The organism is Burkholderia sp. AU4i, from assembly GCF_000466765.1.
In the GTDB taxonomy this organism is placed as follows: domain Bacteria; phylum Pseudomonadota; class Gammaproteobacteria; order Burkholderiales; family Burkholderiaceae; genus Burkholderia; species Burkholderia cepacia.
This window is the reverse complement of the sequence record NZ_ASSI01000182.1, coordinates 1-10,550: the sequence shown is the minus strand read 5'-3', so window position 1 is coordinate 10,550 and position 10,550 is coordinate 1. Positions and strand designations below refer to the sequence as shown.

The following is a 10,550-nucleotide window of genomic DNA, read 5'->3' as shown; positions in this document are numbered from 1 at the left end:
GCGCGGCCGCGCCCTCACGTCGAGCTGTTTGCGGCGAAACGGCCGGCCGCGCCGCAGCCGGCGCGCCCGCGTATCGAGCTGTTCGGCGCGCGCGGCGCGGCGCCGGGCGGCGCCGGCGGCTCCAGTGGCTTACGGGCAGCGAACCCGCAAGCCGGCAGCCCGTATGCGGCGAACCTATCAAGAAAGCAGGAGGCATGACCGCAGTGCAGAAGATCAAAGTATTGTGCGTCGACGATTCGGCGCTGATCCGCAGCCTGATGACCGAGATCATCAACAGCCAGCCCGACATGACGGTGGTCGCGACCGCGCCCGATCCGCTCGTCGCGCGCGAGCTCATCAAGCAGCACAACCCCGACGTGCTCACGCTCGACGTCGAAATGCCGCGCATGGACGGGCTCGACTTCCTCGAGAAGCTGATGCGCCTGCGGCCGATGCCGGTCGTGATGGTGTCGTCGCTGACCGAGCGCGGCTCGGAAATCACGCTGCGCGCGCTCGAGCTCGGTGCGGTCGATTTCGTCACGAAGCCGCGCGTCGGGATTCGCGACGGGATGCTCGACTATGCGGAAAAGCTCGCCGACAAGATCCGCGCGGCGTCGCGTGCGCGCGTGCGCCAGGCGCCGCAGCCGCAGGCCGTCGCGCGCGCGGCGGACAGCCATGCGGCCGCGCCGATGATCAACAACCCGCTCGTCAGTACCGAGAAGCTGATCATCATCGGCGCATCGACGGGCGGCACCGAGGCGATCCGCGAAGTGCTGACGCCGCTGCCGCCGGACGCGCCGGCCGTGCTGATCGCGCAGCACATGCCGCCGGGCTTCACGAAATCGTTCGCACAGCGGCTGAACGGCCTGTGCCGGATCGCGGTGAAGGAAGCCGAGCACGGCGAGCGCGTGCTGCCGGGCCACGCGTATATCGCGCCGGGCCACGCGCACCTGTTGCTTGCGAGGAGCGGGGCGAACTATATTGCGCAACTGTCGGACGAGCCGCCGGTCAACCGGCACCGCCCGTCGGTCGACGTGCTGTTCCGCTCGGCGGCGACGCACGCGGGCAAGAACGCGATCGGGGTGATCCTGACCGGGATGGGCCGCGACGGCGCGGCCGGCCTGCTGGAAATGAAACGCGCGGGCGCCCACACGTTCGCGCAGGACGAAGCAAGCTGCATCGTGTTCGGGATGCCGCGCGAGGCGATCGCGCTCGGCGGCGCGGACGAGGTCGCGCCGCTCGCCGACATGAGCCGCCGCGTGATGGCGCGCCTGGCGACGATGGGCGACCGCGTGCAGCGCGTTTGAATGGAATGTCACGGGGCGCGTGCCACGATACGCGTCCCGACGGAAACGAATCTGGAAAGGAACGACGATGGACAAGAGCATGAAAATCCTGGTGGTGGACGATTTCCCGACGATGCGCCGGATCGTCCGCAACCTGCTCAAGGAACTGGGCTACTCGAACGTCGACGAGGCCGAGGACGGCCTCGCCGGCCTCGCGCGGCTGCGCGGCGGCGGCTACGACTTCGTGATCTCGGACTGGAACATGCCGAACCTCGACGGCCTCGCGATGCTGAAGGAAATCCGCGCGGACGCGACGCTCACGCACCTGCCGGTGCTGATGGTCACGGCCGAGTCGAAGAAGGAGAACATCATCGCGGCGGCGCAGGCCGGCGCGAGCGGCTACGTCGTGAAACCGTTTACGGCCGCGACGCTCGACGAGAAGCTGAACAAGATCATCGACAAGATGGCGAAGGCCGGGAGCTGACGTGAACGAGCCGATCCATGCCGCGCTGACGGGCGCCGGGTTCAGCGCCGACGGCCAGGCCGAAGGTGCCGATTACGCGAGCGACCGCATCCTCGCGCGCATCGGCCATGTCACGCGCACGCTGCGCGATTCGATGCGCGAGCTCGGGCTCGACAAGCATGTCGAGCGGGCGGCCGAAGCCGTGCCCGATGCGCGCGACCGGCTGCGCTACGTCGCGACGATGACCGAGCAGGCCGCCGAACGCGTGCTGAATGCGATCGAGGTGGCCAAGCCGATGCAGGCGCGCCTCCAGAGCGAAGCCGAAGCACTCGACGCGCGCTGGGCGCAGTGGTATGCGGCGCCGATCGAGCACGCGGAAGTGCGCGAGCTGATGGACGATACGCGCACGTTCCTGCGCACGCTGCCCGAATCGACGTCGGCGACCAGCGCGCAACTGCTCGAGATCATGCTCGCGCAGGATTTCCAGGACCTGACCGGGCAGGTGATCAAGAAGATCATGGACATGGTCTACCTGATCGAGCAGCAGCTCCTCACGGTGCTCGTCGAGAACATCGCGCCCGAGCGGCGCGAGCAGTTCGCGGCCACCGCGGCCGCGCTCGCCGCCGAGCAGATGAGCTCGACCGGCAGCCCCGAGTCGCTGCTGAACGGCCCGCAGATCGCGCCGGAAGGCAAATCCGACGTGGTCCAGGACCAGGGGCAGGTCGACGACCTGCTCGCCAGCCTGGGCTTCTGACCCTGCCGCGTGCATCGGCGCGCCTCCGTTTCGCGGGGCGGCGCGATGCATGCGTCGCGCCGTTTCCACAACGTCCACCACGTTTACCCGGGCTAGCCGCCTGCGCACGCGCCGGTCGGCCTGCGTCGAATTGACACTTCGACACACTCAGCAGGCATACTACGCGTCAGCAGCAACGAAGCGTCATTCATACGATTCATACGTCGGCAGGCGGCGCGGGCACGATCGCCGCGCACGCTGCCACGAAGCCAGTCCCGTGGGAGGGAATGTGAAGCTGAAACGCTTGGGCCGCGCCGTCGCGCACGCGACGGCTGCAACGGGTGTGCTGTGGGCCGTCCACGCGCACGCCGAACTGGGCGGCGCACCGATGTCGCCGCCGGCGGACGATCAGGCCGCAAGCGTGCGTGCGCTGCAGCGCGCGATGCGTTCGGCGGACGGCGTGCAGGCGAGTGCCGCCGCCTATACCGTCCGCGAAATCACGCTCGGGTCGGGCACCGTCATTCACGAATACACGTCGGCCGCCGGCACCGTGTTCGGCCTCGCGTGGCAAGGGCCGACGATGCCGGATCTCGCATCGCTGCTCGGCAGCTATTTCCCGCAGTACACCGCTGGCGTCCAGGCGGCGCACAAGGCGCGCGGCTGGCGCGCGCCCGTGTCCGTCGATACGAGCGGCCTCGTGATCCGGACGGGCGGCCACATGGGCGCCTTCTCGGGCCAGGCGTGGCTGCCGGCGGCGCTGCCTGCCGGCGTGGCCGGCACCGACATCCAGTGACAGCGGGAGAGCGATCTTGAGCATTCCTCGTACATTCAAGCGCTGGCTCGGCGTGCTGGGCCTCGCGGCGGCGACGGCCATCCTCGTGACCGCATGCGGTGGCGGCGGCGACGGCGGCGGCAGCAGCAACTCGGGCAACACCGGCAACAACGGTTCGGGCGGCTCGGACGGCAATTCCGGGAACACGGCCGTCATCAACGTCAACGCCGGCGTGGCGAACGTGATCAACATCCCGACCATCAGCGTGAAGGTCTGTGCGCCGGGCACGTCGAACTGCCAGGTGGTCAACAACGTGCTCGTCGATACCGCGTCCTACGGGCTGCGGCTCGTCGGCAGTGCGGTGTCGGGCGTGCTCGGCAGTCTCCCGCAGGTGACGAGCGGCGGCGCGCCGGTCGCCGAGTGCGGCAAGTTCGTGTCGAGCTATACGTGGGGTTCGGTGCGCACGGTCGACCTGTCGATCGGCGCCGAGCAGGCGCGTTCGCTGCCCGTGCAGATCATCGGCGACCTCGGCACGACGAACGTGCCGGCCTCGTGCACGAACGGCGGAGCGTCGGCCAACTCGGCGAGCGCGCTCGGCGCGAACGGGATTCTCGGCATCGGGCCGGCGCCGGTCGACTGCGGCACGACCTGCGCGACGTCGACGTCGTCGAGCAACAACTACTACGCGTGCCCGAACGGCGACAACGCGAGCTGCGCGGTCGCGCTCGTGCCGGTGGCGCAGCAGGTGGCCAACCCGGTTCATCGTTTCGCCGACAGCAGCGGGGTGAGCGTGACGATGCCGAGCATCTCGAACAGCGGGCAGCCCAGCGCAACCGGGACGCTGACGTTCGGCCTGCCCGACCTGACCGGGAAGACCGTGATGACGTCGACCACGACGGGCGACGTCAACGCGACGTTCCTCGGGCGCAACGTGACCGCGTTCTTCGATACGGGCTCGAACGCGTATTTCTTCAACGATTCGTCGGCGAACGGGACGGCATGCACGAGGAACACGCAGTTTTACTGCCCGGCGACTACGGTCAATGACTCGGCGACACTGACCGGCCAGAACGGCGTGTCCGGCACTGTGCCGATCACGTTCATGAACGCGGATTCGCTGTTCTCGAACCCGTCGACATACGCGTTCAACGACATCGCGGGTCCGTTCGGTTCGTCCAGCTGGCTCGACATCGGCATGCCGCACTTCTACGGCAGGACGATCTACTTCGGGATGGACAAGACCTCGACCGGCGGCGCGGCGCCTTTCGTCGCGTTCTGACGCGGCAGGGCCGCAAGCTGAAGGGAACGGGGGCGAGAAATCGCCCCCTTTTTTTATCCGGCGGCCGCGCACGGCACGACCGGCCGGGCCGGAGCGCCGCCGCGTGCGGGAAGAGCGCCTACGATGTAATACCGGCGGCCGTGCCGGCACGACATCGAGGAGGCAGCGCCATGAGCCCGCGCATACAACGCATCACCCCGTTCCTTTGGTTCGACCGCGACGCCGAGGCGGCCGCCGGTTTCTACGTGTCGGTGTTCGACAACGCGCGCATCGTGCACGTCGCGCGTTACGGCAAGGCCGGCGCGCACGCATCCGGCAGCGCGGAGGGCGCGGTGATGACCGTCGCGTTCGAGCTCGACGGGCAGGCGTTCATCGCGCTGAACGGCGGCCCCGTGTTCCAGATCACGCCGGCCGTGTCGTTCGTCGTCAACTGCCGGGACCAGGACGAAATCGACCGCTATTGGGCGCGCCTGTCCGAAGGCGGCGACGAGCGCGCGCAACAGTGCGGCTGGCTGCGCGACCGGTTCGGCGTGTCGTGGCAGGTCGTGCCTGTGCAGCTGCCGGAACTGATGGCGGGTGATCCCGCGCGCGCCGAGCGCGTGATGGCGCAGGTGATGACGATGAAGAAGCTCGATCTCGCCGCGCTGCAGCGGGCGGCGGCGGGCTAGGCGCGTGCGCCGGCCCGTTGTCGGCTTGAACGGCCCCTCGCCGGCCCCATGGCCGGCAGGGGGCCGGGAAAGCCCGTGATCGGCGTATACGGGCGCTAGACCGGCGGCCGGCCGGCACGCCTCAGCTGCGTATGGTCGAGGAAGCGGTGGCCGGGCCCGTACGCGGTGCTTTCGATCCGGACGGCGTCGGCCGGCGCGACCGGGCGCCCTGCGGCATCGACCGACACCGATTCGATCTCGACGACCGGCACGCACCAGGCCGCGCGGGCGCGCTCCGACGGTTCGCCGCGCGCGTCGGCGCAGCGGAAAGCGACGCTCGCGGGGACATCCTGCGCGCGCAGGGTTTGCGTCGACCCGTTCCACGCATGGTGCAGGGCGATCGTGCCGGGATGCGGTGCGTCAGGCGCCTGCGCGCCGGGCGGCAGGGCCGGCGTGCCTGCGCAGCCGGCTGCCAGCGCGCAGGCGAGCGACAGCGACGGAACGAATGGACGACGGAGCATGGTGCGGTCAGGCTGAATCGGGAATGACGAAGCGTAGCGCGCCTTGCGCGCCGGCGTAATACCGGCCGGTTAATCGAATGCGTCACTCGCAGCGATTATCGATCGCGCCGGGTTTCATTCGGTTGTAATCAAGTGCCGGATTATCCGGGGCTGTCGTTTATGTCAGGTGTTAAAGATTATTAAAATGACGCGGCATGCAAGCCTGTGGCGCCGCATTCCGCTGCGGTATCCGTTCCCGCGCCGTACTGGCATGCGCTGCAGCCGGGCGAGCGCATTACCCGCCATGTGAAAATAGATTGGAGTCCGCCGAAATTCAAACATATAATGCCGGCGTTGTTTCCGGGGTCGTCAATATAAAACAGGAGGGTAATAAGATGAATTTCTCAGAAGCCGTTCGTTCCGTACTCAATAAATACGCGACCTTCGAAGGCCGCGCGCGCCGTGCCGAATACTGGTATTTCGCGCTGCTCACCTGCGTGCTGTCGATCGTCGCGCAGGTCGTCGGCGCGGCGGGCCACGACGCGGGCCTGATCACGCTGCTGCTGCTGGTCGTGCTCGGCCTGATTTCGCTCGCGCTGATCATTCCGAGCATCGCGGTCAGCGTGCGCCGGCTGCACGATACGGGCCGCTCGGGCTGGTTCCTGCTGCTTGCACTGATCCCGATCGTCGGCGGCATCCTGCTGCTCGTGTGGATGTGCTCGCGCGGCACCGAAGGCCCGAACCGCTTCGGCGCGGACCCGATCGCGGCGGCCTGACCGACGCCTGCCCCGACGCGCGACGCTGTCGCGTCGGGGCCTGGTTTCGCGCTGCACCCCCTGGACCGCTATACCCGCGTCAGCGCTTCACCAACCGCTTCACCATTTTCCCGCTTCGCGCCGTCGTCGCTCGGCCCGAAGCCCGAAGCCCGAAGCCCGAAGCCCGAAGCCCGAAGCCCCGCGCCCACCCCCACCCCCGCCATCGCACCGGCCGGCCCGTTTCGCCGCCGCGCCGCACCCCGTTCCGTCCCTCTTCCGGCCCCGTCCGGCCGCGTTTGCACCGGCTCGCCCGATTCCCCGAAATACCCCCCTTTCCCGGCTTTGCTCGACCGATCGGTGTTTGACGCCTCCATGAATAATCGGTGTCACTGGAAAGCGGCATTCCGCCGTACCCGACTGGAGGCCCCGTGGCAGACGAGAGCGATCTCGACAAGACCGAAGCCGCCACTCCCAGGCGCCGCGAGAAGGCGCGCGAGGAGGGGCAGGTCGCGCGTTCGCGCGAACTGGCTTCGTTCGCGCTGCTCGCGGCCGGGTTCTACGGTGCCTGGCTGCTCGCGGGCCCGTCGGGCGGGCATCTGCAGGCAATGCTGCGCGGCGCGTTCCTGTTCGATCGCGCCACCGCGTTCGACACGAACCGGATGCTGTCGGCGGCCGGCAGCGCGAGCCTCGAAGGCTTCGCCGCGCTGCTGCCGCTGCTCGCGCTCACCGGTGTCGCCGCGCTGCTCGCGCCGATGGCGCTCGGCGGCTGGCTGATCTCGCAGAAGACGTTCGAACTGAAGTTCGACCGCCTGAACCCGATCTCGGGCCTCGGCCGGATCTTCTCGATCCAGGGGCCGATCCAGCTCGGGATGTCGCTCGCGAAGACGCTGGTCGTCGGCGTGATCGGCGGCGTCGCGATCTGGCGCAGCAAGGACGAGCTGCTCGGTCTCGCGATGCAGCCGCTCGGCGTGGCGCTGCCCGATGCGCTGCACCTGGTCGCCGTGTGCTGCGGCACGACGGTCGCCGGGATGCTGGTGGTCGCCGCGCTCGACGTGCCTTACCAAATCTGGCAGTACAACAAGAAGTTGCGCATGACGAAGGAAGAAGTGAAGCGCGAGCATCGCGAGAACGAAGGCGATCCGCACGTGAAGGGGCGGATCCGCCAGCAGCAGCGCGCGATCGCGCGGCGCCGGATGATGGCGGCCGTGCCGAAGGCCGACGTGGTCGTGACGAACCCGACGCACTTCGCCGTCGCGCTGCAATACACGGACGGCGAGATGCGCGCGCCGAAGGTCGTCGCGAAGGGCGTGAACCTCGTCGCCGCGCGCATCCGCGAACTCGCGGCCGAACACAACGTGCCGCTGCTCGAAGCGCCGCCGCTCGCGCGTGCGCTGTATCACAACGTCGAACTCGAACGCGAGATTCCCGGCTCGCTGTACTCGGCCGTCGCCGAAGTGCTCGCGTGGGTCTACCAGCTCAAGCGCTTCCGTTCGGAAGGCGGCGCGTTCCCGGCGGTGCCGGTCGACCTGGACGTGCCGGCCGACCTCGACAAGGGCGCGTCGGTCTCCGCCGACGACGAACGCGAGGAAGCCGAAGACACGCTCGGTAACGGAGGCGCGGCATGAGCACCCCGACCGGCCTGTTCGCGAAGCGCCAGAATCCGTTCGCGGGCACCAACCTGCGCGCGCTCGCGGGCCCGATCCTCATCTGCATGATCCTGGGGATGATGATCCTGCCGCTGCCGCCGATGCTGCTGGATCTGCTGTTCACGTTCAACATCGCGCTGTCCGTGATGGTGCTGCTCGTCAGCATGTACACGATGAAGCCGCTCGACTTCGCGGCGTTCCCGAGCGTGCTGCTGTTCTCGACGCTCCTGCGCCTGTCGCTGAACGTCGCGTCGACGCGCGTCGTGCTGCTCGAGGGCCACACCGGGCCGGACGCGGCCGGCCAGGTGATCGAGGCGTTCGGCCACTTCCTCGTCGGCGGCAACTTCGCGGTCGGCATCGTCGTGTTCGTGATCCTGATGATCATCAACTTCATGGTGATCACGAAGGGCGCGGGGCGGATCGCCGAAGTGTCCGCGCGCTTCACGCTCGACGCGATGCCCGGCAAGCAGATGGCGATCGACGCCGACCTGAACGCGGGCCTCATCAACGAAGAGCAGGCGCGCAAGCGCCGCCTGGCCGTCTCGCAGGAAGCCGAGTTCTACGGGTCGATGGACGGCGCGTCGAAGTTCGTGCGCGGCGACGCGATCGCCGGCCTGATCATCATGGCGATCAACGTGATCGGCGGGCTGATCGTCGGGATGGTCCAGCACGACATGACGTTCGCCGCGGCCGGCACGAACTACACGCTGCTGACGATCGGCGACGGCCTCGTCGCGCAGATCCCGTCGCTCGTGATCTCGACCGCGGCCGGCGTGATCGTGTCGCGCGTCGCGACCGACGAGGACATCGGCACGCAGATCACCGGCCAGCTGTTCACGAACCCGCGCGTGCTGAACATCACCGGCGCGATCATCGTGCTGATGGGGCTGATCCCGGGCATGCCGCACTTCGCGTTCCTCGCGCTCGGCGGCGGCGCGATCTGGCTGGCCCGTACGCAGACGAAGCGCGCGGCGGCCCGCAAGGCGGCCGGCGACCTGACCGACATCGCACCGCCCGCCGTGCTGCCGTCCGACAGCCACGAGGCGACCTGGGACGACGTGCAGCTGATCGACCCGCTCGGCCTCGAAGTCGGCTACCGGCTGATCCCGCTCGTCGACAAGAACAGCGACGGCGAACTGCTCAAGCGCATCAAGAGCATCCGCAAGAAATTCGCGCAGGAAATCGGCTTCCTGCCGCCCGTGATCCATATCCGCGACAACCTCGAGCTGCGGCCGAACGCGTACCGGATCGCGCTGAAGGGCGTCGAGATCGGCGTCGGCGAAGTGTTCCCGGGCCAGTGGCTCGCGATCAACCCCGGCCAGGTGACGGCCGCGCTGCCGGGCGCCGTCACGCAGGACCCCGCATTCGGGCTGCCGGCCGTGTGGATCGACGTCGCGATGCGCGAACAGGCGCAGGTGTACGGCTACACGGTGGTCGACGCGAGCACGGTCGTCGCGACGCACCTGAACCATCTGGTCGTCCAGCACGCGGCCGAGCTGCTCGGCCGCCAGGAAGTGCAGGCGCTCGTCGAGCGCACCGGCAAGGACGCGCCGTCGCTCGTCGAGGACCTCGTGCCGAAGACGATCTCGCTGACGACGCTGCAGAAGGTGCTGCAGAACCTGCTCGAGGAAGGCGTGCCGATCCGCGACATGCGCACGATCCTCGAGGCCGTGTCCGAACACGCGGGCCGCGGCGACGCGTTCGAGATCACGGCCGCGGTGCGGCTCGCGCTCGGCCGCGCGATCACGCAGCAGTGGTATCCGGGCGCGGGCGAGATGCAGGTGATGGGCCTCGACGCGAATCTCGAGCGCGTGCTGTCGCAGGCGCTCGCCACCGGCGCGAACCCGGGCCTCGAACCCGGCCTCGCGCACAACCTTCTGACCGGCACGCAGCAGGCGATGCTGCGTCAACAGAATCTCGGGCTGCCGCCCGTGCTGCTCGTGCAGCACGCGCTGCGCGCGATGCTCGCGCGTTTCCTGCGCCGCAGCCTGCCGCAATTGAAAGTGCTGTCGTACGCCGAAGTGCCGGACACACGCACGATCAAAGTCGTTAACGTCATCGGGGGTTCCGCTTGAACATTCGCAAATTCACCGGCGCAACGAGCCGCGACGCACTTCGTCTCGTGCGCGAGGCGCTCGGCGCCGACGCGGTCGTGCTGTCGAACCGCACGCTCGATGACGGCAGCGTCGAAATCGTTGCACTCGCCGATTCGGACCTGGCCGCCGTGACGCCGCCGGCCGCGGCACGCGCACGCATCGCCGCGCCGCGCGTGCCGGAATCGGTGCCCGCCGCCGCGGTGCCGGGCATCGTGTCGCGCCCGGGCGCGGCGCTCGCCCGCCCGGCCGTCAATCCGTATGCGGCAGGCGAAGGCGGGTTGCCGGACGTGTTCTCGTCGATGTTCGGCGCAAGCGCCGATACGGACGCGAACTCGGACGACACTGCCGCGCCCGCTTCGACGCTCGATGCGGACCCGCTGGCCGGCATGCCGGC

At 68.7% G+C, this 10,550-nt stretch carries 10 protein-coding genes and 2 pseudogenes; 11 read left to right on the top strand and 1 reads right to left on the bottom strand.

Translation table 11 applies throughout. From position 1 onward, the window contains the following. The 7 genes and pseudogenes from L810_RS48780 to L810_RS33670 form a co-directional block, all read left to right on the top strand. Nucleotides 1-198: pseudogene (locus L810_RS48780) on the top strand (chemoreceptor glutamine deamidase CheD); the annotation flags it as partial. Then, complete coding sequence (locus L810_RS33695; protein ID WP_042977249.1) at nucleotides 195-1,286, top strand: protein-glutamate methylesterase/protein-glutamine glutaminase; 1,092 nt, start codon at nucleotides 195-197, stop codon at nucleotides 1,284-1,286. The pseudogene L810_RS48780 and the gene L810_RS33695, both read left to right, overlap by 4 nt. A 67-nt stretch (nucleotides 1,287-1,353) precedes the next feature. Next, entirely contained in the window at nucleotides 1,354-1,749 is a 396-nt protein-coding gene (gene cheY / locus L810_RS33690; RefSeq protein WP_006485893.1) for a chemotaxis response regulator CheY, read from the top strand. A gap of 1 nt (nucleotide 1,750) precedes the next feature. After that, nucleotides 1,751-2,482, top strand: coding sequence for a protein phosphatase CheZ (cheZ, locus tag L810_RS33685; protein WP_021162684.1), 732 nt, complete (start codon nucleotides 1,751-1,753; stop codon nucleotides 2,480-2,482). A 268-nt stretch (nucleotides 2,483-2,750) separates the two neighbouring features. After that, on the top strand, nucleotides 2,751-3,254 hold the full coding sequence (locus L810_RS33680) for a DUF2844 domain-containing protein (RefSeq protein ID WP_042977247.1): 504 nt from the start codon (nucleotides 2,751-2,753) through the stop codon (nucleotides 3,252-3,254). Nucleotides 3,255-3,270: 16 nt separating this feature from the next. After that, the gene (locus tag L810_RS33675) at nucleotides 3,271-4,512 is read left to right on the top strand and encodes a DUF3443 family protein (protein WP_021162682.1); all 1,242 of its coding nucleotides are present in this window, start codon (nucleotides 3,271-3,273) and stop codon (nucleotides 4,510-4,512) included. Between the two features lie 170 nt (nucleotides 4,513-4,682). Beyond that, nucleotides 4,683-5,180: a VOC family protein gene (locus L810_RS33670; protein WP_021162681.1), complete on the top strand. Its 498-nt coding sequence runs from the start codon at nucleotides 4,683-4,685 to the stop codon at nucleotides 5,178-5,180. A 95-nt stretch (nucleotides 5,181-5,275) separates the two neighbouring features. Here L810_RS33670 and L810_RS33665 read toward each other — a convergent pair whose 3' ends face one another. Then, on the bottom strand, nucleotides 5,276-5,680 hold the full coding sequence (locus L810_RS33665; protein WP_021162680.1) for a hypothetical protein: 405 nt from the start codon (nucleotides 5,678-5,680) through the stop codon (nucleotides 5,276-5,278). A gap of 374 nt (nucleotides 5,681-6,054) precedes the next feature. Here L810_RS33665 and L810_RS33660 point away from each other — a divergent pair, with 374 nt between their 5' ends. The 4 genes and pseudogenes from L810_RS33660 to flhF form a co-directional block, all read left to right on the top strand. Further along, on the top strand, nucleotides 6,055-6,435 hold the full coding sequence (locus L810_RS33660; RefSeq protein ID WP_021162679.1) for a DUF805 domain-containing protein: 381 nt from the start codon (nucleotides 6,055-6,057) through the stop codon (nucleotides 6,433-6,435). A 407-nt stretch (nucleotides 6,436-6,842) separates the two neighbouring features. After that, the gene (gene flhB, locus L810_RS33655) at nucleotides 6,843-8,039 is read left to right on the top strand and encodes a flagellar biosynthesis protein FlhB (RefSeq protein WP_021162677.1); all 1,197 of its coding nucleotides are present in this window, start codon (nucleotides 6,843-6,845) and stop codon (nucleotides 8,037-8,039) included. Further along, nucleotides 8,036-10,135: a flagellar biosynthesis protein FlhA gene (gene flhA / locus L810_RS33650; RefSeq protein WP_021162676.1), complete on the top strand. Its 2,100-nt coding sequence runs from the start codon at nucleotides 8,036-8,038 to the stop codon at nucleotides 10,133-10,135. The genes flhB and flhA overlap by 4 nt, the downstream gene beginning before the upstream one ends. Continuing rightward, a pseudogene (gene flhF / locus L810_RS33645) lies at nucleotides 10,132-10,550 on the top strand (flagellar biosynthesis protein FlhF); the annotation flags it as partial. The gene flhA and the pseudogene flhF, both read left to right, overlap by 4 nt.

Bases quoted from the DNA above. Each gene is read 5' to 3' on its own strand.
- cheY (WP_006485893.1), top strand. From the start codon at position 1,354: ATGGACAAGAGCATGAAAATCCTGGTGGTGGACGATTTCCCGACGATG.
- L810_RS33695 (WP_042977249.1), top strand. From the start codon at position 195: ATGACCGCAGTGCAGAAGATCAAAGTATTGTGCGTCGACGATTCGGCG.
- L810_RS33670 (WP_021162681.1), top strand. From the start codon at position 4,683: ATGAGCCCGCGCATACAACGCATCACCCCGTTCCTTTGGTTCGACCGC.
- flhA (WP_021162676.1), top strand. From the start codon at position 8,036: ATGAGCACCCCGACCGGCCTGTTCGCGAAGCGCCAGAATCCGTTCGCG.
- L810_RS33660 (WP_021162679.1), top strand. From the start codon at position 6,055: ATGAATTTCTCAGAAGCCGTTCGTTCCGTACTCAATAAATACGCGACC.
- L810_RS33665 (WP_021162680.1), bottom strand. From the start codon at position 5,680: ATGCTCCGTCGTCCATTCGTTCCGTCGCTGTCGCTCGCCTGCGCGCTG.